Origin of the sequence: Sulfolobus sp. E5-1-F, from assembly GCF_009601705.1 — an archaeon.
Lineage (GTDB): Archaea > Thermoproteota > Thermoprotei_A > Sulfolobales > Sulfolobaceae > Saccharolobus.
The window spans coordinates 1,680,149-1,700,566 of the sequence record NZ_CP045687.1; the positions used below are offsets into that span (position 1 = coordinate 1,680,149).

At 34.2% G+C, this 20,418-nt stretch carries 26 protein-coding genes; 12 read left to right on the plus strand and 14 right to left on the minus strand.

Going from position 1 to position 20,418, the window contains the following annotated elements; genetic code table 11:
• The 10 genes from GFS03_RS08550 to purC all read right to left on the minus strand — a co-directional run bounded on the left by GFS03_RS08550 (nt 1) and on the right by purC (nt 9,472).
• Nucleotides 1-138, minus strand: a complete 138-nt coding sequence (locus GFS03_RS08550) for a ribbon-helix-helix domain-containing protein (protein ID WP_153423466.1) — start codon at nt 136-138, stop codon at nt 1-3.
• A 92-nt stretch (nt 139-230) separates the two neighbouring features.
• Nucleotides 231-686 carry a hypothetical protein gene (locus GFS03_RS08555; RefSeq protein WP_153423468.1) on the minus strand — a complete coding sequence of 152 codons (456 nt, stop codon included), beginning with the start codon at nt 684-686 and terminating at the stop codon, nt 231-233.
• Nucleotides 687-743: 57 nt separating this feature from the next.
• A complete protein-coding gene (gene purM, locus GFS03_RS08560; protein ID WP_153423470.1) occupies nt 744-1,715 on the minus strand; it encodes a phosphoribosylformylglycinamidine cyclo-ligase in 972 nt (323 codons plus the stop codon).
• Nucleotides 1,709-3,148, minus strand: coding sequence for a phosphoribosylamine--glycine ligase (gene purD, locus GFS03_RS08565; RefSeq protein ID WP_153423472.1), 1,440 nt, complete (start codon nt 3,146-3,148; stop codon nt 1,709-1,711). Before purD ends, purM begins: the two co-directional genes overlap by 7 nt.
• Before the next feature lie 5 nt (nt 3,149-3,153).
• Nucleotides 3,154-4,359, minus strand: a complete 1,206-nt coding sequence (locus tag GFS03_RS08570) for an amidophosphoribosyltransferase (RefSeq protein ID WP_153423474.1) — start codon at nt 4,357-4,359, stop codon at nt 3,154-3,156.
• 4 nt (nt 4,360-4,363) lie between these two features.
• A complete protein-coding gene (gene purF, locus GFS03_RS08575) occupies nt 4,364-5,719 on the minus strand; it encodes an amidophosphoribosyltransferase (RefSeq protein WP_153423476.1) in 1,356 nt (451 codons plus the stop codon).
• Nucleotides 5,712-7,841: a phosphoribosylformylglycinamidine synthase subunit PurL gene (purL, locus tag GFS03_RS08580; protein WP_153423477.1), complete on the minus strand. Its 2,130-nt coding sequence runs from the start codon at nt 7,839-7,841 to the stop codon at nt 5,712-5,714. The genes purF and purL overlap by 8 nt, the downstream gene beginning before the upstream one ends.
• A complete protein-coding gene (gene purQ, locus GFS03_RS08585; RefSeq protein WP_153423478.1) occupies nt 7,832-8,506 on the minus strand; it encodes a phosphoribosylformylglycinamidine synthase I in 675 nt (224 codons plus the stop codon). The genes purL and purQ overlap by 10 nt, the downstream gene beginning before the upstream one ends.
• Entirely contained in the window at nt 8,503-8,760 is a 258-nt protein-coding gene (gene purS / locus GFS03_RS08590; RefSeq protein WP_153423479.1) for a phosphoribosylformylglycinamidine synthase subunit PurS, read from the minus strand. The genes purQ and purS overlap by 4 nt, the downstream gene beginning before the upstream one ends.
• Nucleotides 8,761-8,770: 10 nt before the next feature.
• Nucleotides 8,771-9,472 (minus strand): phosphoribosylaminoimidazolesuccinocarboxamide synthase, encoded by a 702-nt coding sequence (purC, locus tag GFS03_RS08595; protein ID WP_153423481.1) that lies wholly within the window; start codon nt 9,470-9,472, stop codon nt 8,771-8,773.
• A gap of 97 nt (nt 9,473-9,569) precedes the next feature.
• On the opposite strand from purC, the gene metG reads away from it, so the two are divergent.
• The 3 genes from metG to GFS03_RS08610 are packed head-to-tail and all read left to right on the plus strand — an operon-like array spanning nt 9,570 to nt 11,525.
• Nucleotides 9,570-9,926 (plus strand): methionine--tRNA ligase subunit beta, encoded by a 357-nt coding sequence (gene metG / locus GFS03_RS08600; protein WP_153423482.1) that lies wholly within the window; start codon nt 9,570-9,572, stop codon nt 9,924-9,926.
• On the plus strand, nt 9,920-10,918 hold the full coding sequence (locus GFS03_RS08605) for an NOG1 family protein (RefSeq protein ID WP_153423483.1): 999 nt from the start codon (nt 9,920-9,922) through the stop codon (nt 10,916-10,918). The genes metG and GFS03_RS08605 overlap by 7 nt, the downstream gene beginning before the upstream one ends.
• Nucleotides 10,899-11,525, plus strand: coding sequence for a 7-carboxy-7-deazaguanine synthase QueE (locus GFS03_RS08610; RefSeq protein WP_153423485.1), 627 nt, complete (start codon nt 10,899-10,901; stop codon nt 11,523-11,525). Before GFS03_RS08605 ends, GFS03_RS08610 begins: the two co-directional genes overlap by 20 nt.
• Here GFS03_RS08610 and GFS03_RS08615 read toward each other — a convergent pair.
• Nucleotides 11,463-12,092: a tRNA(Phe) 7-((3-amino-3-carboxypropyl)-4-demethylwyosine(37)-N(4))-methyltransferase gene (locus GFS03_RS08615; RefSeq protein WP_153423487.1), complete on the minus strand. Its 630-nt coding sequence runs from the start codon at nt 12,090-12,092 to the stop codon at nt 11,463-11,465. The two genes, GFS03_RS08610 and GFS03_RS08615, sit on opposite strands and share 63 nt — an antisense overlap.
• A 34-nt stretch (nt 12,093-12,126) precedes the next feature.
• Between GFS03_RS08615 and GFS03_RS08620 the strand changes: the two genes are divergently transcribed.
• The 4 genes from GFS03_RS08620 (at nt 12,127) to GFS03_RS08635 (ending at nt 14,489) form a co-directional block, all read left to right on the plus strand.
• Complete coding sequence (locus GFS03_RS08620; RefSeq protein WP_153423488.1) at nt 12,127-12,519, plus strand: hypothetical protein; 393 nt, start codon at nt 12,127-12,129, stop codon at nt 12,517-12,519.
• A gap of 75 nt (nt 12,520-12,594) precedes the next feature.
• The gene (locus GFS03_RS08625) at nt 12,595-12,915 is read left to right on the plus strand and encodes an ArsR/SmtB family transcription factor (RefSeq protein ID WP_153423490.1); all 321 of its coding nucleotides are present in this window, start codon (nt 12,595-12,597) and stop codon (nt 12,913-12,915) included.
• A 39-nt stretch (nt 12,916-12,954) separates the two neighbouring features.
• Nucleotides 12,955-13,461, plus strand: coding sequence for a cell division protein CdvB3 (cdvB3, locus tag GFS03_RS08630; RefSeq protein ID WP_153423492.1), 507 nt, complete (start codon nt 12,955-12,957; stop codon nt 13,459-13,461).
• Between the two features lie 17 nt (nt 13,462-13,478).
• Complete coding sequence (locus tag GFS03_RS08635) at nt 13,479-14,489, plus strand: PhoU domain-containing protein (RefSeq protein ID WP_153423494.1); 1,011 nt, start codon at nt 13,479-13,481, stop codon at nt 14,487-14,489.
• On the opposite strand, the gene GFS03_RS08640 is transcribed toward GFS03_RS08635, so the two are convergent.
• The 3 genes from GFS03_RS08640 to pyrE form a co-directional block, all read right to left on the minus strand.
• Nucleotides 14,473-14,880 carry a hypothetical protein gene (locus GFS03_RS08640; protein ID WP_181443744.1) on the minus strand — a complete coding sequence of 136 codons (408 nt, stop codon included), beginning with the start codon at nt 14,878-14,880 and terminating at the stop codon, nt 14,473-14,475. The genes GFS03_RS08635 and GFS03_RS08640 overlap by 17 nt on opposite strands.
• Before the next feature lie 226 nt (nt 14,881-15,106).
• Entirely contained in the window at nt 15,107-15,775 is a 669-nt protein-coding gene (locus tag GFS03_RS08645; RefSeq protein WP_153423498.1) for an orotidine 5'-phosphate decarboxylase / HUMPS family protein, read from the minus strand.
• The gene (gene pyrE, locus GFS03_RS08650; protein WP_153423500.1) at nt 15,762-16,349 is read right to left on the minus strand and encodes an orotate phosphoribosyltransferase; all 588 of its coding nucleotides are present in this window, start codon (nt 16,347-16,349) and stop codon (nt 15,762-15,764) included. Before pyrE ends, GFS03_RS08645 begins: the two co-directional genes overlap by 14 nt.
• 63 nt (nt 16,350-16,412) lie before the next feature.
• Between pyrE and pyrB the strand changes: the two genes are divergently transcribed.
• From pyrB to pyrD, 5 genes are read left to right on the plus strand one after another with little or no spacing between them, the layout of a single operon-like run.
• The gene (pyrB, locus tag GFS03_RS08655; protein WP_153423502.1) at nt 16,413-17,324 is read left to right on the plus strand and encodes an aspartate carbamoyltransferase; all 912 of its coding nucleotides are present in this window, start codon (nt 16,413-16,415) and stop codon (nt 17,322-17,324) included.
• Nucleotides 17,317-17,796 carry an aspartate carbamoyltransferase regulatory subunit gene (pyrI, locus tag GFS03_RS08660; RefSeq protein WP_153423504.1) on the plus strand — a complete coding sequence of 160 codons (480 nt, stop codon included), beginning with the start codon at nt 17,317-17,319 and terminating at the stop codon, nt 17,794-17,796. The genes pyrB and pyrI overlap by 8 nt, the downstream gene beginning before the upstream one ends.
• Nucleotides 17,793-18,395: a 2-polyprenylphenol hydroxylase gene (locus GFS03_RS08665; RefSeq protein ID WP_153423506.1), complete on the plus strand. Its 603-nt coding sequence runs from the start codon at nt 17,793-17,795 to the stop codon at nt 18,393-18,395. Before pyrI ends, GFS03_RS08665 begins: the two co-directional genes overlap by 4 nt.
• On the plus strand, nt 18,379-19,548 hold the full coding sequence (gene pyrC / locus GFS03_RS08670) for a dihydroorotase (protein ID WP_153423507.1): 1,170 nt from the start codon (nt 18,379-18,381) through the stop codon (nt 19,546-19,548). Before GFS03_RS08665 ends, pyrC begins: the two co-directional genes overlap by 17 nt.
• Nucleotides 19,545-20,417 (plus strand): dihydroorotate dehydrogenase PyrD, encoded by an 873-nt coding sequence (gene pyrD / locus GFS03_RS08675; RefSeq protein WP_153423509.1) that lies wholly within the window; start codon nt 19,545-19,547, stop codon nt 20,415-20,417. Before pyrC ends, pyrD begins: the two co-directional genes overlap by 4 nt.
• Nucleotide 20,418: the final 1 nt, after the last annotated feature.

Here is a 20,418-nt window from a genome sequence, read left to right on the forward strand (position 1 = left end):
TTAGCTCTTACTCTTTATATAGAATTCAATTGCTTGCTTTATGAACTCAGTTCTACTATTTAGGCCAAGTTTTCTAGTATATATATCAACATCTCTCAGTATATCTTCTTTCAATCTTACACTTACTACTTTTCGCATATATAATAGAATGTTTCTAGTTTTTAAAAACCTAAGTGGTAGCTCTTAATAGGAAACCGTTAAAAAGAAGTTAAAAGTTACGTAAAAAATCATTAACTTGCAGAAGTAAATATTACGGCTTTATTTTGTTGTAGGTCTTTCTTTATTTTCTCCAATCTTTGCATCATGATATTAATATTTTCATTGAGACTCTCCTTATGGTATTTCCTTATGTGTTCTTCACTATCTTCTTTAGCTATGATAATATTACATAATGAGCACTCGTATGATCCGTCGCTCTCCTTTTTGACTATTGGTGTAATTCCCTCAGAAATGGCTTTAAGTATTGGCACGAGTTTCTTAGCTTTTCCTTCACTTCCGCTCTTTTCAATAATTCTTTGGGCATATCCGCGGAGTTGATGTTTTGAAATATTATATTTATAGGCTACTGTAGCTGGTCCTTCTCCTTTCACTAAGTATTCTTCTAATGCTTCTAATAGATAGTCGCTTCCACCTAATATCTTTAAAGCTACATAATTTACTAAAGACTTTATATCAGTTTGTTTCATATAGAGGTCACTGGAACCCTCTATATTCTTTAGAGTTTAAAAGGTATACACATAATTCTATAACGTGAGAATCTCCTTCTTATAAGTCTTTATAGTGATCCCATTACCATTATATACTCTGCCAAGTTCATATACAGTTCCATATTTTTCTAGTTTTGTTTTTACTTCATTCATAAGTTCTTCTGAAACAAATAAGACAATACCTATACCCATATTGAACACTTTATACATCTCCTTGTGAGGTACTCCTGCTTTTTCGATAATTTTAAAAATCTCTGGGGGGTCCGGCATGTTTAAGACAATCTTATAACTAGTAAGTCTTTTAAGCTTAGTAAACGCACCTCCAGTTATATGTGCTGCTCCCTTTATCATATCTATAACTTCCAAAACTGGTTTGACATAAATTCTAGTCGGTTTTAGTAATTCACTTTTATAATCATCAAGTGAAATTTTACCCTCTTCTATTAATTTCCTAACTAAGGAGTACCCATTAGAATGTATGCCATTGCTTTCTAATCCTAATATATAATCTCCAGGCTTTATGTCAATTCCCGTTTTTAGATTATCTACGACTCCTATCGCAGTACAAGAAAGATCAAATCCTCTAATCACATCTGGCATAATAGCGGTTTCTCCCCCAATAACTTCAACATCAGCATCTTTGGCACCTTGAACAATACCATTAATAATCTCATTTACCACATTATCCATAGGCTTTTCTAAGGCAATGTAATCTACTAATGCAACTGGCTTTGCTCCAACACATATTAGATCATTAACATTCATAGCAACGCAGTCTATTCCTACAGGCTTTATTATTCCAGTTTGTAAGGCTAGTAAAGTCTTTGTTCCTACACCATCAGTATGCATCGCTATGTTAAGATTACCTATCTTAACTACTCCAGAATAATGTCCTGCTCCTACAATAGTATTTTTATAAGTAGACGAGATCATTTGAGAAATTACATTATGATAGTCACGTAACTTTTCTAAGTCAACTCCTGCTTTCTTATATTCTTCGCTCACCATAATCCACCATTGGGAGACCAATCTGCAGAAATTCCAAGAATTCCTCTTCTTTCTCTATTTTTATAAGAATATCTTATAATTTCAGCTTTTTCACTCTGATATTCAACTGTCTTTCCAATGTCAGTTCTGTATATTAATTTAGTATCACTGCTAACGTATTGGATACACTTGTCCAAGTTCTCGGAAGCTTCTTTGAAATCTCCCATCGCAACTATTTCTAAAGCTCTAGAGCCTTTAGTTACAAGTTGTGTTCCCTCTAATGCCACAGATCCAAAAAACACCATACATCCATGCTCTTTCATTTTATCTAAATCTAGTGCAATCATATGTCCAGATGCCATTTGTTTTGAGATAGGATATCCTAACGTAGCAATAGCTTTTACTACAGAAGGTTGTTCATTTAATTTTATATGAGCTTTACTTAAATGTCCAGTAGCAGTTAACTCAATAATTTCTCCAAAATCAGACTCAATTCTTGGAATTATGGCCGAAGCTTCTGGATCACCAAATCTTGAATAATATTCAATTACTGTGGGTCCCCAAAGTTCAGTCAACATCATTTGCCCTGCTATGACTCCTACATATCTCTCTTTAGTCTCTTTATATATTGCATCTATAGTCCTTTTAACTATGTCATAAGTTGTTTGGTACTCCTCGCTATTGATAAATGGAAGCAATTCAGTAGGCCCAGAAATTGCTCCCATCCCTCCGGTCTCGGGTCCTATCCCATCTTGATATGCGTTCTTATAGTCTTGTGCTAAAGGTAGGGGAATAGTTGTTTTTCCATCAGTTAAAACATGAAGTGTGTATTCTGGCCCGTCAACTTTTTCCTCTATTATAATTCTTGGCTCACCTTCCTTATTGTATAGACTCCCTATCTCGTTTACGCTTTTTGTCAATGCCTCTCTCTTATCATGTGTTAAGTAAGCCTCTAAGTCAGCTATTACCTTAACTCCCTTTCCTCCAGCTTGGCCAGCAGGTTTAACTGCAACAGAGCCTCCATATTCTAATATGAACCTTGCAGCATCCTCTATTGTATAAAATACCTTATACCTCAATCTCCCTGGAATAGAATATTTCCACATTAACTCTCTTGCCCAAGCCTTAGATTCCTCTATCCTAGCGCACTTTTTGCTAGCTCCAAATACCGGGATTCCCTCTTGTCTGAAAACGTCAGATATTCCATGGAATAATGGCTCCTCTGGTCCAATAACCCCCAAATCTGGGTTTACTTTCTTAATTACCTTCTCAACGATATCTGAGGAGTTTATGTTACCTACAAAATACTCTCCACCGGTGGCTTTCACTACTGAATTAATTCCAGGATTAATGTATGATGACAGCGCATAAACCTTGTAACCTTTAGTTGATTTTTCTAGTGAATAAGCTAGGACATTTTCTCTTGCTCCATCCCCAACTAATAATACTTTCATCTTTCTCACCAAGGGTATTTTTTAGTCATACATCCTAAGCAGAGATTTCTATGCCCAATAACTCTGAACAATCCTTCTAAACTTAACCAATGTATAGAATCTGCACCTAAAACCCTAGCTATTTTTTCATCATCAAGATTAGCCGAAATTAATTCCTTTTCTTCTGGAACCTCAACCCCATATGGACATTGCGAGATTAATTTAGGACTTCCTATTAACACGTGGATCTCCTTTGCGCCTAATTTTCTCAAGTTAAATATAGTGTTTTTAAGGGTAGTTCCAGTAACCATTGAATCATCTATTAAAATTATTTTCTTTCCTTTTACTGCACTTTTTATTGGGTTTAGCTTAAGTTGAACTCCAACTACCTTTAGGAAAGCATCAGACGATAACATTGTCCTTATCGGACTTCCAGTTCTAGTAAAGCCTAAGTCTAGTGGTATGTTTAATCTCCTAGAGTAACCTATTGCGAAAGGCAAAGCAGTATCTGGAACTCCAATAACTGAGTCAGCATTTATTGGGTATTCCAAAGCTAATTCTTCTCCTATCTTCACTCTCAGATCATAGATATCTTTTTCGTTAACGATACTATCTATCCTTGCCTGATACACGTACTCTATAGTACAGTATGATTTTCTAGGTATTCTTACTTGCTTAGATTCTATATGATATTTATCAACAATTACTAACTCCCCAGGGTTAATTTCCCTCTTGAACTCAGCCCCTATTACAAACATTGATGTTGGTTCGGAGGAGATAATTGCTAAATCAAATCCAAATCCGCCTATGCTTAGTGGCTTAAGTCCTAATTCATCTCTATAGGCTATTAACTGGCCGTCTTTACTTATAGCTATGAACGAGATCGGTTTTTTAATTTCAGTTATTGCATTTTCTGGATCTTTTATAACTTGGTTTAGAATATTGGCATTATCTATTATCCCATCAACAACTATAGCGCCATTATCTATTGTCATGGGATAACTATTTCTAATTCCAGCATAACCTATTCCAGCCCATCCATTTAGGTCTTTAATTTCTAAATCCTCAGGTGCTACGTTCTCAAGTTTAGTAAATATATTTCTCTGCTTGTCTAATATTGCTATTCCACTTTTAGAGTATCCTCTGTGTTGTAAGCCTATTAGGCCATAGTATAAAAACCTAGATACATTCCACACGTTATCAAATGCTAATATACCTAATATTCCAGCCATAATATCACTTCCCAAATACTCTTTCTAACTCAGTTGAGTTATACTTGAATTTGAGAGGATAAATCCCAGAAAAACATGCTTTGCATAAGTCTCTTCTACCTATTGCTTGTACCATCTCTTCAATACTTAAAAACTCAATAGAATCCGCATTCAACTCTTTTCCTATCTCCTTTTCAGATTTATTATGTGCAATCAACTCCTCTCTTTTAGGAAAGTCTATTCCCATATAACAGGGATATTTTATCATAGGTGATCCTATACGTACATGAATTTCCTTGGCACCAGCATTACGTAACATACTTATTATTCTCTTCATGGTATTTCCTCTAACTATTGAGTCATCTATCAAAACTATTCTTTTGTCCTTTACTACATCAATAACTAATCCAAATTTTTCTTCTAGTACCTCATTTCTCTTATCTTGAGTTGGCATTATGAATGATCTTACGGATGAAATTGTTCTAACCAGAGGTTCCTCTAGGGGTATATGGCTTTTTCTAGAAAAGCCTAACGCTATTGGTCTTGATGAGTCCGGTACTGGAACTACAATGTCTCCGTTAGCTGGATGTTTTTCTGCTAATAATTCACCTAACCTTATCCTAGCCGAGTAGACTGAATACCCATCTATATTGGAATCTTGTCTTGCAAAGTATATATATTCGAAAGAACAAGTAGCGTAACTCTTCTCCTCTTCATAAATTACTTCGTCATATAATATTTTGCCATTTTTCATGATTATTACTTCAGCTGGTAGAATATGTTTCAAAACGTTTCCACCTAGTTGTCTAATAACGGAATCCTCCGAGGAAACTATTAATGATCCTTCTAAAGATCCTAATACAACTGGATGGAATCCTCTAGGATCTCTAAATACCACAATCTTTTCATCGTTCAAAAGAATAGCTATTGAATATCCGCCATCAACAACTTTCATAAATTCCTTTACGGCATCTGGAATAGAGTGAAAGCTTAATTTTTGCTTAAAGAACTTATATATAAATTCAGTATCTACGCTAAATGAACCAAATTGGTAATAGTTGCTTATAGTTCCATTGAATGCCACAACTATGCTTGAGTCACCTAAAGGCTGTGCTTCTTCAATTGAGCTTTTTCCACTAGTTGAGTACCTTACATGACCTATTCCGTTTTTTATAAATTTATTAAGATTTTCCTTAAATACTTCGTCCACAAGTCCAGATCCCTTAATTGTTAATATTTTCCCATTCTCAGCATATGCAATTCCTGCAGATTCTTGACCCCTATGCTGAAGTAGCCTAATTCCCTCTACTACCAGTTGAATATTTACTTCTTTAGGGCTAGATACCGCAAAGACTCCACATTTATCACGTATGCTATCCATTACTCATCACCTCTTCTAGAAAATTGAAGTAATTATCAACTATACTTTTAAGATTATAATCTATATTATCAATAGTTAATATATTGGTTTTCTTATTAACCCTTCCTATTATAGACGCTACAATACCCTTACTCTTACTCTCTTCAACTATCCATTCTGGTTCATTAGTTAAGACTATGAAACGTCCACTGCTTTCAGAGAATAGATTCTCTATTATATTGTCAGTATCACTCAAAATATTCTTAGTACTGATTTCTATTCCATATCCACGAACTAGTATGTTGAAAAGAGAAGCCGCTAGGCCACCTCTACTTATATCCTTTGCAAATGTAATTTTTTCCTCATTTATAGCATCAATTACTACTTCAGAAGATAACAGATCCTCTTGTAATCTTACTTTAGGAGCTTGGCTAGGAATTTTAAATATCTTTGATAATAATGATCCTCCTAATTCTTTTCGTGTGTACCCTAATAATACAACGTAGGAATTGTCTTCCACTCTATTTTTAAGTAATTTACCTTGAATCAAACCTGCCATTACAATTAAAGGTGTTGGCTTTATCGGTCTTCCTTGGCTATTTTCATTATAAAATGATACTTTCCCACCAACAATAGGTATGTTAAAGAATCTAGCCGCCTCTCCTATACCTCTTATTGCTTCTACGAAAGTATAGTAAACCTCTGCCTTTTTTGGGTCTCCAAACTGTAAATGGTCTACAGCTACTATCCCTTTTGCCCCTACTGTAGCTAAATTCCTATAAGCCTCTGCCACTATTCCTTTTCCACACTCATATGCATCCTCAGAGCATAGGTCAGGATTTGCATCTGCCTTTATCGCTAATAACTTTCCATTAGGAAGCGAAACTACTGCACTATCAGCATTACCGGGTTTAATTACTGTTGAAGTATTTACTTCGTAATCGAACTGCGAATATACCCATTCTTTACTTACTAAATCAGGATGTGATAATACTGAGTATATTGTACTTTCTAACGGTAAATTAACAATTTTCTCTTCAACGTTCTTCTTAACGTTTTTTATTGGCCATAAAAACTTCGGTGGATCTAACAATACGTTTGTGGGTAGGGAAACTAGATCTTTACCAAAATATCTAAACTTAATTACTGGTTCACTAGTTACCTCACCTATTACACTGCAAGGATATTCATACTCTTCAAAAGCTTTGCATACTTCCTCAACGTTTTTCTCCTCTACTGCGTATAACATTCTCTCTTGTGTTTCAGATATGATTACATCTGCTGGATCCATATTTTTCACGCGCAACGGAATTTTCTCTATATCTACTATAGCACCAAGTCCATTTGTCATCTCAGTTACAGCAACTGCTAATCCTCCACCACCTAGGTCTTTAATAGCCTCTACCTTATCGGCAATCTCTAAGGTTACATCCAGTATAATTTTTCCAGCAAAAGGATCAGCTATCTGGACTGCTCCAATTTCGTCTTCTCCACTTAGCTTTCTTGACGCAAATGAAGCTCCCCCTAAACCATCAATTCCTGTAAGCCCTGCTAAGACTAACTTAAGTCCTGCTTTATCTACAACACTTGGTTTTATCTTATCTTTTCTAACTATTCCGATAGCAGCCACATCTACTAGCGGATTATCATTATATGTATCATCGAATGATAATTCCCCACCAACTACTGGAACTCCAATGCTATTCCCATATGCTGCAATTCCTGCAATTATGTTCTTAAGTAACCATACGTTTTTTCTTATGTTTAGATTCCCAACTCTTATCATGTCCATGAGTACGATTGGCTTGGCCCCTTTGCTGATAATATCCCTTATTATCCCTCCTACACCTGTAGCGGCACCATTGAATGGATCAATGGCGGACGGATGGTTATGACTTTCAACCTTTATTACTATTGCCCATCCCTCTCCTATGTCCACCGCTCCAGCATCCTGCCAGTCTTTTATACCCATTATTACATTAGGGCTATCTGTAGAAAAGCTCTTCAAGAAGATTTTAGATGACTTATAAGAACAATGTTCGGACCATACAGCATCAATTACTCTCCATTCAATCTCATTAGGCTCTCTGCTTAATCTTTTTCGAATGTCATCCATTTCTATCGGGAGAAGATTTATGCCCATTCTCTCAACCTCCTCAAAAGAATTAGTCCATCTACTGATCCGTCAACTGATGTTAGTTTGAAGGAAGCTCTCTCCGGATGTGGCATCATTCCTATTACATTTCCTTGTTCATTTGCTATTGAGGCTATATTAAGTAATGATCCGTTAGGATTCACATCCTCTCTCACATTTCCGTTCTCATCACAATATTGAAGGACCATATTTGTTTTTGCATACTCTATATCATCTACATAATACCGACCTTCTGCATGAGCTATAGGCATTTTTATTATTTTCTTATCTAGTCCCTTAGTTAGGACTGTATCAGTTCTAATTACCTTAAGGTACACCCACTTCGAGATAAATCTTAACTTTAAATTTGGTAACAAGGCCCCTTTTAATAGCCCACTTTCAACAAGAATTTGGAACCCGTTACATATTCCAATTACTATCTTTCCCTCTTCTGTCATCTGCTTGATTTTCTTTATAGTTTCTGTATTAGCGGCAATACTTCCAGCTCTAAGACAATCCCCAAAGCTAAATCCTCCAGGTAAAATTACGCCACTATATTTATCCGGATCTAAGTCCTTATACTTTACTATCCTTGTGGGAACTCCAGCCTCTATTAATGCCTTATAAACATCAGTTTCACAAGTAGTACCAGGGAACTTAACTATTGCAATCATTCTTTTCTCACTCTAACGAGAATTTTATGAACTATTGGATTGTATAATCTTCCCTCAATTGCAATTTTCTCTATCAAATTCTTTGCATCTTCTTCATTATTAGCCTCAATTTTGAACTGGATGTACTTTCCTACTCTCGTCTCGATTATGTTGTTTGTATATTTTTCAATAACATACCTTTGTATCGTTTCTCCTTCAGGGTCTCTAACGGAATCTTTATTTATTATTATCAATTCTACATAATAGTACTTCATACACGAGACCTCATGAAGTAATTATTTTTAGAAATTCTTCATACGAGGCTTTTACTGTTTTCAAATCGTATCCTTTTCTATACAAATCCTTGTCAAAGATTCTTGAATTAGCGTTTCTAATCCTCATACTATCTAATGATATTTCATCTCCGATCACTAATTTATCGTCTAAACGGCCAAATTCTAACTTAAAGTCATATAATATTAATCCTTTGTTTTTAATAAAGCTGGATAATATATCATTTACCTTTATCATTATATCTTCTATATATTGCGCCTCCTTTCTACTCATTAGTTTAAGATGTTCCATATGGTAATAGTTGAGTAAAGGATCATGACGTAAGTCGTCCTTTAAGAAAAATTCTACTATTGGTGGTTCAAAAACCTCACCTTCTTTTATTGGTAATCGCTTAACAATGCTACCTGTTGCAATATTTCTTACTACAACTTCTACTGGTATCATCTTTAGTCTCTTTACTATCATTGTTCTTTCATCCTTCATTCCTACGTAGTGCGTTTCTATACCATATCTTTCCAATAATCTGAAGAAGAATGCTGATGTTTGAGCGTTTAAAACTCCTTTACCCTCTAGTATATCCTTTTTTTGACCATCACCTGCTGTTATATCATCCTTAAACCTGAGTAATACATGATCCTTGTCAAAATCATAAACTATCTTAGTTTTTCCCTCGGAAATCTTGTTAACTTCCATTACGACTATTTTACATAGCTGATATAAAAAGTTAGCTTATAATGACTATTAATTTTTACTTAATTATGTAAATCAAAATCCTTATAATTCTTCAATTATGCTTAAGCTCATGAGCAGTCAAATTACAATAGACGATTTTGCAAAATTAGACCTTAGGGTAGGAATTGTAAGACAAGCTGAAAGAATTGAAGGAACAAGACTCCTAAAACTCATAGTTGACCTGGGTTCAGAACAAAGGCAAATAATTGCTGGTTTAGGAGAATATTACACTCCAGACGAGTTATTAAATAAGAAGATAATAATTATAGCTAATTTAAAGCCTAGAGTGATTAGAGGTTTTGAAAGTCAAGGTATGTTATTAGCTGCTGGGTGTAAAGAGGACGAGGCGAAAGGAATAAAACCTAGGATACTAACTGTAGATGGAGAGGTCCCTCCAGGAACTAAGATATGTTGAATCCATTTGAAAAGTTACAGATCCCGCCCAAGGTTAATTCCACCATTGATACTATGCTAAAGAGACTCCCAAAGATAGGTGGTACTACGATTAGAGATAGAGAGATAAGAAGGCTAAAGGAATACTATGAAAGAGTTAAGAAATATTATGACTTTGTAGAGCAATTCCCTAGAATTGATGAATTACATCCTTTTTATTTAGAGGCAACTAAAATCGTAACTGATATTGATAAACTGAAAATCTGTTTGTCAGATACCAAGAAAGCTAGCGTAATATCCATGAAGATACTGAAAAAATACATCGATCAGATAAGGAAACGGCCTGAAAATGAAGCGAATTTAATAATGCGTCAAGCGTTTGGAAGAGTAAGTTCCATTCTAAGAAAATCTAGTGAATGTATAGATAGAGTGATAGATGTAGCTAAAGAGTTAAAGAAAATTCAGGGTATAGACCCTTTATTGCCAACTATTATAGTTGCAGGTCCTCCAAACGTAGGTAAGTCTACTCTAGTTTCAAAAATCTCCACAGCGAAACCGGAAATTGCAAATTATCCGTTTACTACAAAAGAGGTTCACGTTGGTCACGTAATTTTAGATGATTTTCGAATCCAGATTATAGATACGCCAGGTATTTTAGATAGGCCAGAAATTGAGAGAAATAATATAGAGAGAAAGGCTATTAATGCAATTAGAAATTTAAACGGTATTATTGTATTCATGTTCGACTCCTCAATTTCCTCAGTTCTTTCTGTTGAAAGTCAAATAGAATTATTTAGAGAAGTAAAGTTACTAAAAAGGGTTATATTACCTGTAATTAATAAGATTGACGAGAGATACAATGAATATTATAAGAAGATTGTAGACTTTCTTTTAAAAGAAGGAAGTAAATGGTATGAGATAAGTGCTGAAAAGGGAATAGGTTTAGATAAATTGAAGGAAGAGCTTTTTAGTTTGATAAAAAGTAGTGGTACAAATGAAGTATCGCGTAATTGAGATCTTTACCTCTATTCAAGGTGAAGGGGAGATTATCGGAACTCCTTCAAATTTCATTAGACTTGCCACGTGCAATTTAAGGTGCGTATGGTGCGATACAAAGTATTCTTGGGAAATTGGCACTGAGATGAGCATAGATGAGATTATTTCAAAAATAGATAAGAGAGTTAGAACTACCACGATAACTGGGGGTGAGCCTTTACTTCAAAACATATTGCCACTCGCTAAGGAAATTAAGAGTATAGGGCATAAGATTGTGGTTGAGACAAATGGTACAATAAAGCCTTCAGAGGAATTAAGGAAGATTGTTGATGTCTTTTCCGTTTCTCCTAAGCTTAGTAATTCAGGTCATAAACTAAAATACGATTTCTCAGATGATTGGGCTACGTACTATAAGTTTGTCATAGTTTACCCAAACAAGGATCTAGATGAGGTCGTTAGATTCGTCGAGTCTCAGAATATTAATCCACGTAAAGTTATCTTACAACCTGATGGGAATAGAAGCGATTATGTAAATGCAATAAATGAAATAGTGCAAATTGTGTTAGATAGGGGTCTTCAATTTAGAGTCCTTCCTCAGCTCCACAGAATTATTGGAGTTAGATGATAACAGATCTTTCAATAGGTTCATCTTTTGTTTTCCTCTTGACAACACTTCATTACTTATATTTACTAATGTTTTTATTTTCTCCTTATCAATTTTCTCCGTGTTAGTCTCTCTTAAGAGATGAACCATTCTTATTCCGGTTCTTAGTTCTACCAAGACTCCCTTTTGATTTGTAGCTAAAATTCCACTATGTTTAAATCCAGCTTCTCTAGCAATTTTCAAGATTTCCCAGGCCGTGTCTATGTTTTTAGAGTAAATATGTACGATTGGTCCTTGTACTATTAACCATAATCTTCTAACTTGGTCTTTTCCTAGAACTCCCTCCAGATCTTGTTCTGTAATTCTTAAATGATTTTTAAACACAATAGTTGAATTTTTCCTATCCCAAGGCATTTCAGCATCAACAATAGTTATTCTCCCGCTACAACTACTTTGAGTATATACATCATTCCTATTCCTATAGAAAGCTAATAGAAAGTCTAGAATATCTGGATCTAAGTAACCTATTTCTTTGTCATGGTATATTTTACTAAGCGCTTTTTCTCTAAGTTCCTCCCAAATTACCATATACTTAATTAATCATTGTGTTCAATAAAAGTTTGTGACACTTAGTGATGTAATATTAAGGTATTTGTTAAGTGAAGAAGCTATTATAGAAATAAGTGAGAATGAAATAAGTGCGGAAGAATTCAAAAATATTGATGCGATAAATATAGGACTGAGAGTTATATTTATTGGTAAAAATAGAAGAAGGAGATTAGTGGATTTGGGATTATTATACATTATTGCCAAATGTGGGCACTTAGATTTTATTAGGGATTATCTAGACATGAAGTCTTCATTAAGGGACATATATGCTAAATATGGTGTATATACAGAATTGGAGTATCTTGCAATTAATGATGAGTGTGCTAAATTGGTTAACGATTTGGATCTGAAATATGTATTGCCTAGGGTTAAATCTGTAGTTGAGAAAAGAAACTCATCAAGATGACAAACTATAGGATTCTGTTTGTATATATAGTGATGAAACATTTTAACAAGTTATAATTATATCTCTAAATGTATAATGAGTGAAAAGGAACGAAAGCAAGTTAAAAAGTTTTTCAAGTTCCTTTTTTTCACTTCAAGAGGAGGGATAACTAGGCTGAAAATAGTAAGAACATTAGAAGAGAAGCCTCTAAATCCTAACCAAATAGCCTCAACGTTGGAACTTGATTATAAAACTGTAATGCATCATTTAAGAGTTCTAATGGAAAGCAACATAGTATATAAGGAGGCGGATGGATATGGTTTGCCATATAAGCTCACAACCTTTTATAAGACTTACAAGGACGTTTTAGATGAATTAGAAAAGGAAGTTAGGCAAAAAGCTAATAAACTAACTTAACTTTAGCCTTTTAAACCTTTCTAGTTAATATCTATTTCCGTGAAGAAGAAAGGAAAGAGTTTAGCTGAACTGCTAATTGACGTAAGAATTGCAAGAAACAAGCTACGAAACATAATTAGTAGGATGCAAAATAAGCTAGATACTTATAATTATGTCTTTATGAGAAATGTTTCTTCATTCCCTCATTTATCGAAAATGGTTGCTAAAGAGTCTGAGCTTCTCGAGAACGTGATGAACAATTTGCTGACGCTAGAGGTTATTTTAGAAATACTTGAGATAAAAATTGAGACTATTATCTATATAGGCAATATAGTTACTAGTGCAGCATCAGTAGTAGAGGCAATAAGGTTACTTAAAGATACTTTCCATTTAACGCCAGATATCTCAGTACTACTTGATGATATATATAGTAGTTTCTATGTTAATGTTAATCTACCTAAAGAGATAAAGATTAATGTGCAAGAAGAAGCGAGAAAAGTGTTAGCTGACGCAGAGAAAATCGTAGAAAAAAGGAAAAGTGAAGCTTATTACCAAGTTAATACATAGATCTATATAGATTTAGATTGGGTAAATCAATAACTAGGAAAATTCAGTTAACTGGAGGATCTACCTATATAGTCTCTTTACCGAAAGAATGGATTAAGGCACTATCATTATCTGCCGGCGATGAAGTTGAGATATATCAAGATACTGACATGAAGTTATTTATAGTTCCCAAATCTGCCAATACAATAGATCAGAAAGAAATCAAGAAGATTATACATTGCGATAACGTATCGCCAGAAGCTATCATTAGGGAATTCATAGCGTATTATATAGCTGGATTTTCTTCTGTATCAATAACATGTCCTAGGATGTCTAGCTCTACAAGGGCTTATATTAAGGACATAGTAAGGAGAAGATTACTAGGAGCAGAGGTAATAGAAGAGGATGTTAGCACAATTTCTATACAATTTCTCGTTGATGAAAAAGAGTTGTCAATTAAAAAGGCAATATCAAGAGCATTTACAATATCATATAACATGCTTAGAGATTCCTTAGAGGCCATAAGTAAGTCTGATATTGAGCTAGCTAAAGAAATCTCCGGAAGAGACGATGAGGTGGATAGGTTTTTCTTCTATATTGCCAGGCAACTAACTATTTCGGTAAAAGCGATAAACGTCTTGGACTCCGAAGGATATAATCTTACACAAACTGTCGATATATATTCAGTAGCTAAAACAATTGAGAGAGTAGGTGATCATGCAAACAGAATAGCTAGTCTAGCAGAGGATGTAAGTAAGTTCAGTAATAAAGAAGATCTAGTGAATTTAGGTCTTACGGTTTTGGAAAGCTATAAGTCTGCTATAAATGCTTTTTTAAATGAAAAGAAAGACGTTGCACATAATTTAATTTCAAATCTTGAGATATTTGAGAAATTGCGGGAATTACAAGAAATAGCAATTAAAAGCAATGATAATCCAAAAATTATAACTTCAACTTCAATGGTGGTTGAATCTCTAAGGAGGGTTGCAAGATATTCTGCTGATATAGCAGAGGCTACAATAGATATGTTAGCTAAATCGAATAAGTGACGAATTTTAAGTAAGTAGGAAAAGTTAGATTTCTATATGTATTCATTAATTCCTCTAAATTCTTAGCCTTTTTGACCTTGTCTACTAAATTTTTAAGAACTAGCTTATCATCTAACGTATAAACACCACGTCTATATAAAGAGGAAACACACTTGATGTTCATTACTGAGACTACTGCGTAGCCAATGCTAAATAAATGATCAGCAGTTTCCAAATCTTTGTGCGAAAACAAACAAATTCCCGGGTGAGTATGCGTGGTAGCTATACCTTTTGGAAACGGTATAGAAACTTTTCTCTCGTCTCCCTCAAGTATTATGTATGATCCATCATTAAGCACTATATTCATAAACTCCACATCTGAATTGATAGTTCTACTGGCGTAGTCTAACATAAGATTTCGTAAGAAATTCATATAAATCCTAAATATTTCATCGTAAATTACAAAATATTCATAGATACCTTTGCCCTTTTTGATAAAATCATCGTCAATATCAATTTGGTAGTCTCTATCTATATAAATGTAAGCTAAATCTGTTGTTGGAACTATACCATACTCCTCATGAAGATTTTCCGCTATAATGGTTAATTTATAAAGATAGGCTATTTTTTCACTAATTTCATTTTTCCCTAAAAATTGCTCCTTTACAATTCATCACCTTCTCCTCGATAATCTTATTTATAGTTTTTATTGTTGTAAATGGATCATCTGCATTATAAATACTTCTTCCAATGATTTCATAATCTGCTCCAGCACATATTGCATCGCCATAAATTCCACCTTGGCTACCCATGCCCGGAGAGATTATGGTTATTTTTGTAAATTCTTTCCTATACTGCGTTATAGAATCCAATTTGGTTCCCCCAACAACTATTCCTTTGGGACTTATTTCCCTTATAACGTTTTTAATATAATCTGTGAATAACGTACTCCATCCTTCATGCGACATTACGGCAACTAGGTACAAATTTTTGGAGTTTGTATCAAGATATTTTTTTAATTCATCTAGAGCTCCTTTAACGCCTACAAAAGAATGTGCTATAAATGAGTTAGCGAAAGACAACTTTTCAACTATACTTTTCATTATGTATCCGATATCTGCAAGCTTAAAATCAACAATAATTTCCTCCACGTTCAAATCATTTAGGAGCTCTCTAGTTTTATGTACTCCTAGATCTAAAACCAATGGTAACCCAACTTTTATCCCATATATTTCATTTTCCATTTCTTTAAGGGTCTGATATGAGAGAGGCTTATCCATTGCTAATATTATTTTACTTTTCAACATTCTTCACCAAATAATCTAAAACCGATTTCTTTTCATTATCCTTAAGCTTGTCACTCTTCAATAATTCATCTAGAATTTCTGAAATTTTAAATAAAGAATGCAATTTGACTCCCAACTTTTCTAACCTTTGTGAGGCACCTTCTTGTCTATCTATAATCACCAATGCGTCTGAAACTTTACCTCCTCCATTAAGAATTTCCAATGTTGCTTTTTCTAGGGATAATCCAGTTGTTGCAACGTCATCCACTAATAATACTCTCTTTCCTTTCACATCTAGTTCTAATGTCCGATTGGTTCCATGACCTTTCTTCTCTACTCTAATATATCCCATAGGCTCTCTTAGGTTACAGGCTATGAAAGAAGATAAGGGAACTCCTCCAGTAGCTATTCCTACTATTATATCATGAGGTATATCTTTTACTTTCTTTATAGCTAGATTTACTATATCGTAAAATTCTGGATAATTTGGTAAAGGTCTCAAATCTAAGTAATATGGACTAACCTTACCTGACGTTAAAACGAAACTTCCTATTAATAATAATTTCCTTTCGAGTAAGACTTCTGCGAAATTCATACGTAGAGAGTCTATGAAAAAGAATTTAAATATACTTCTATTATAATCAGTTATAAGGGCTTTGTGAGATCAAGACACGTAATTTCGTCCCTAGACTTAACTAGAGATGACTATTTCCGAATATTCGAACTTGCAGATAAGTTCTCTAACGTAAAAAAACTAAATTATCTATCAGGGAAAGTTATTTCATTAGCTTTCTTTGAGCCAAGTACTAGAACTGCTCAAAGCTTTCATACTGCAGCAATAAAATTAGGTGCAGATGTAATAGGATTTGAATCTGAGGAATCTACTTCAATAGCGAAGGGTGAAAATTTAGCTGATACTATTAGAATGTTAAACAACTACTCAGACTGTATTGTAATGAGACATAAGTTTGATGGTTCAGCATTATTCGCGAGTGAGATAAGTGATATACCTATAATCAATGCCGGAGATGGAAAACACGAGCATCCCACACAAGCACTTATAGACTTATATACGATTTATAAGGTATTTGGCGAGATAGATGGAAGGACTTTTGCATTACTTGGAGATCTGAAATATGCAAGGACTGTTAATAGTTTGCTAAGAGCATTAACTAGATTTAAACCAAAGAAGGTATTTCTAATTTCTCCCTCTCAGTTAAAGGTACGAAGAGAAATATTAGATGGGTTAAACTATCCGGTTATAGAAACTGAAAATCCCTATGATGTAATACAAGATATTGATGTGTTATATGTGACTAGGATTCAAAAAGAAAGATTTGTCGATGAAGTAGAATACGAGAAAGTTAAGGAGAGTTATGTGGTTGATCTCAGGTTAGTTAGTATGATGAAGAAAGATGGAATTATATTACATCCATTACCTAGGGTTACCGAAATAGATAGGAGAGTTGATAAAACTGCAAATGCTAAGTATTTCTATCAAGCGTCATTAGCTGTACCGGTTAGAATGGCACTATTTTATGAAGTTTTGGGTGAGAGGAAAGATGATTAGCTCTTCAAAAAGGGATGAATTAATCGTAAGTAAAATAAGGAATGGTACAGTAATCGATCATATTCCAGCTGGTAGAGCATTGGCAGTATTGAGAATTCTAGGGATAAGAGGAAGTGAGGGCTATAGAGTGGCATTAGTTATGAATGTTGAAAGTAAAAAGATAGGAAGAAAAGATATAGTGAAGATTGAGGACAGAGTAATTGACGAGAAAGAAGCTAGTCTAATAACACTAATAGCTCCATCTGCTACTATAAATATTATAAGAGATTACGTGGTGACAGAGAAAAGACACTTAGAGGTTCCAAAGCAGATTAGAGGATTAATAAAATGCCCTAATCCACAGTGCATAACAAATAATGATGTCGAAGCGGAAAGCAAATTTACAACAGTGTCAATTAAACCTCTTAAGCTAAAGTGTGATTACTGCGAGATATATATTACTGAAGACGATGTCATAAGGCAGATATTATGATATATTATGAAGTTATTGAAAAGAAAGTTATAGATAATTTATATGAAATAAAAATAGCCAATTTTAATGTTAAACCAAAAGCGGGCCAATACGTGAGTATAGTATTGCCTAGCAAGGCTGAAATACCATTAGGTATTGGAGACTATGATGAAGATAATAATGAACTTAAACTTTATGTCGAGTCAGAAAAGTTAGCTAACGAGATAGGCAAGAGAGTAATCTTAAAGGGTCCTTTAGGTAAGCCCTTAGACTTCGCTAATGTAAGAACTATTGTTGGTATTGCCTATGGCAAACTTTATCATGACTTGTTATATCCTTTAAAGTTCGCTTATCAGAATAAGATAAAAATCTTTGCAAAGTGCATAGATTGTAAATTAAATTATGATGAACCTAGAAACATTGAGGATGTTGATCTTATTTTAGTTTCAGTGCCATTACAACTCTTACATGAATTAAAGGTACCTAGAGAGAAAACCTTAGTCTATAATAGATGGGTTAAAATGAATTGTAATCTAGGAGTTTGTGGTGTATGTGAAGTCAAAGGTAAATTAACTTGTATAGATGGTCCTTTCATGAGGTTGGATGATCTTGTGGATTAAAGGAAAAGCGTATTTAAATAAGGAAATTAAGGAAGTTTGTATAAATTTTGATAGGAGAATAAAGGAAATCAAATCGTCTTGTAAACCAGATATTGCTTTACCACAAGGTACACTAATATTACCTGGGGCAATTGATCTTCACACTCACATAAGAGGACTAAAATTGTCTTATAAAGAAGATGTGGTATCGGGTACTAGTGAAGCTTCTTACGGTGGGGTTACATTAATAGGAGATATGCCAAATACTATACCATTTGTAAACACTGTAGAGACGATAACTACTAAGTTAAAAGAGTTCGAATATTACTCTAGAGTTGATTACTTCGTCTATTCTGGCGTGACTAAGGAATTTGAGAAAGTTAATAAATTGCCTATTGCTGGTTATAAAGTATTTCCCGAAGATCTAGAAAAAGAAGAAACATTTGAGGTTTTAAAATCTATAAAACTGAAAATCCTTCACCCAGAGGTTCCGTTAGCATTAAAGGGTAATAGAAAACTGAGGTTCAATACATGGTACGAGATAGGAGCATTATATTATGTAAAGGGCTATCAAAATGTTCACATAACTCATGCGACTAATATACGCACTGTAAGATTGGCTAAGGAGTTTGGTTTTACTGTAGATATGACACCACATCATCTATTAGTTAATGGAGAGAAGGATTGTTTGACCAAGGTTAACCCACCTATAAGAGATTTAAATGAGAGGCTTTGGTTATTACAAGCTATAACTGAAGTAGATACAATTGTAAGCGATCACGCTCCTCATGCAAGTTTCGAAAAAACGCAACCTTACGAGATATGTCCACCTGGTATAGCTGCTGTTTCATTTACAGTTCCTTTTATCTTAACGTTGGTCAGTAAAGGTATAATTAGCATTGATAGGGCTGTCGAACTCATTTCTACAAATCCAGCAAGAATATTGAAGATTCCCTATGGCGAGATTAAAGAAAATAATTATGCCAATTTTACCGTAATTCAATTTAACGATTGGAGGTATTCAAGTAAATACTCTAAGGTTATTGAGACTCCTCTAGATGGATTTCCGCTAAAAGCTTCAGTTTACATGACTATCGTTCAAGGAAAGGTAAGTAATTTAGAGGGAGATGTATTTCCAGTGAAGGGAATAAATCCATTTAGTGATAATAAATGATTATGGTAAAAAATATTCAATTTAACGATCCTTTAATAATAGCTTCTGGAATTATACCAGATGTGCCAAATTATGTAAATGCAGTTTGTGAGAAATATAAGCCATCTGCAATTACCACGAAGACAGTAACACTTAATCCTTTAGAACCTCATAAGCCTCCTACGGTCATAAAACTTCACGATGGTATCTATATGAACGCTATAGGTTTAGGAAATCCCGGTGCCAAGGCAATAAATCAAATTAATGTTTTATGTCCCCTTATAGTTAGTGTTGGTGGTTCTTCTATAAATGAAATAAAGGAAGTAGTGAAAGTTGTTGAGAATAAGGCGAAGATAATAGAAATAAACGTGAGTAGTCCTAACAGAAAAGGTTATGGAGAATCGTTATCTACACTAATTGGTGATATAATTGAAAATGTTAAAAGTGTGACCAAATTACCGGTATTTGTTAAATTGGGTCCTTGGGATAACGTTGTTGAGCTTGCGGGAAAGGCTTTAGAAAAAGGTGCGGACGGATTAACTCTTATAAATACTATAAAGGGATTAATTGTTGATGTAGAGACTTTTAAACCAATCCTCTATTACGGTACTGGTGGTGTTTCTGGTAGGTGTCTTTACCCTATTGCTCTTAGGATAATAAGAGATGTTTATGAAGAATACGGAGTTGACATTATAGGAGTTGGAGGTGTATATGAGTGGACTGACGTCATTGGAATGTTAGCGGTTGGCGCTAAATTAGTAGGTTTAGGCACTGTATTAATTGAGAAAGGATTTAGCGTTATTGAGGAAATTCGGAAAGGTTTGCAATCCTATTTATTTGAAAAGGGTTTAAAATTTGAAGATATTATAGGTATTTCAGTGAGAAAATAAA

What these genes read in the sequence shown, in the direction of transcription:
- GFS03_RS08550 (WP_153423466.1), bottom strand. Translation starts at nt 138, where the DNA reads ATGCGAAAAGTAGTAAGTGTAAGATTGAAAGAAGATATACTGAGAGAT.
- GFS03_RS08555 (WP_153423468.1), bottom strand. Translation starts at nt 686, where the DNA reads ATGAAACAAACTGATATAAAGTCTTTAGTAAATTATGTAGCTTTAAAG.
- purM (WP_153423470.1), bottom strand. Translation starts at nt 1,715, where the DNA reads ATGGTGAGCGAAGAATATAAGAAAGCAGGAGTTGACTTAGAAAAGTTA.
- purD (WP_153423472.1), bottom strand. Translation starts at nt 3,148, where the DNA reads ATGAAAGTATTATTAGTTGGGGATGGAGCAAGAGAAAATGTCCTAGCT.
- GFS03_RS08570 (WP_153423474.1), bottom strand. Translation starts at nt 4,359, where the DNA reads ATGGCTGGAATATTAGGTATATTAGCATTTGATAACGTGTGGAATGTA.
- purF (WP_153423476.1), bottom strand. Translation starts at nt 5,719, where the DNA reads ATGGATAGCATACGTGATAAATGTGGAGTCTTTGCGGTATCTAGCCCT.
- purL (WP_153423477.1), bottom strand. Translation starts at nt 7,841, where the DNA reads ATGGGCATAAATCTTCTCCCGATAGAAATGGATGACATTCGAAAAAGA.
- purQ (WP_153423478.1), bottom strand. Translation starts at nt 8,506, where the DNA reads ATGATTGCAATAGTTAAGTTCCCTGGTACTACTTGTGAAACTGATGTT.
- purS (WP_153423479.1), bottom strand. Translation starts at nt 8,760, where the DNA reads ATGAAGTACTATTATGTAGAATTGATAATAATAAATAAAGATTCCGTT.
- purC (WP_153423481.1), bottom strand. Translation starts at nt 9,472, where the DNA reads ATGGAAGTTAACAAGATTTCCGAGGGAAAAACTAAGATAGTTTATGAT.
- metG (WP_153423482.1), top strand. Translation starts at nt 9,570, where the DNA reads ATGCTTAAGCTCATGAGCAGTCAAATTACAATAGACGATTTTGCAAAA.
- GFS03_RS08605 (WP_153423483.1), top strand. Translation starts at nt 9,920, where the DNA reads ATGTTGAATCCATTTGAAAAGTTACAGATCCCGCCCAAGGTTAATTCC.
- GFS03_RS08610 (WP_153423485.1), top strand. Translation starts at nt 10,899, where the DNA reads ATGAAGTATCGCGTAATTGAGATCTTTACCTCTATTCAAGGTGAAGGG.
- GFS03_RS08615 (WP_153423487.1), bottom strand. Translation starts at nt 12,092, where the DNA reads ATGGTAATTTGGGAGGAACTTAGAGAAAAAGCGCTTAGTAAAATATAC.
- GFS03_RS08625 (WP_153423490.1), top strand. Translation starts at nt 12,595, where the DNA reads ATGAGTGAAAAGGAACGAAAGCAAGTTAAAAAGTTTTTCAAGTTCCTT.
- GFS03_RS08640 (WP_181443744.1), bottom strand. Translation starts at nt 14,880, where the DNA reads ATGTTAGACTACGCCAGTAGAACTATCAATTCAGATGTGGAGTTTATG.
- GFS03_RS08645 (WP_153423498.1), bottom strand. Translation starts at nt 15,775, where the DNA reads ATGTTGAAAAGTAAAATAATATTAGCAATGGATAAGCCTCTCTCATAT.
- pyrE (WP_153423500.1), bottom strand. Translation starts at nt 16,349, where the DNA reads ATGAATTTCGCAGAAGTCTTACTCGAAAGGAAATTATTATTAATAGGA.
- pyrI (WP_153423504.1), top strand. Translation starts at nt 17,317, where the DNA reads ATGATTAGCTCTTCAAAAAGGGATGAATTAATCGTAAGTAAAATAAGG.
- GFS03_RS08665 (WP_153423506.1), top strand. Translation starts at nt 17,793, where the DNA reads ATGATATATTATGAAGTTATTGAAAAGAAAGTTATAGATAATTTATAT.
- pyrC (WP_153423507.1), top strand. Translation starts at nt 18,379, where the DNA reads ATGATCTTGTGGATTAAAGGAAAAGCGTATTTAAATAAGGAAATTAAG.
- pyrD (WP_153423509.1), top strand. Translation starts at nt 19,545, where the DNA reads ATGATTATGGTAAAAAATATTCAATTTAACGATCCTTTAATAATAGCT.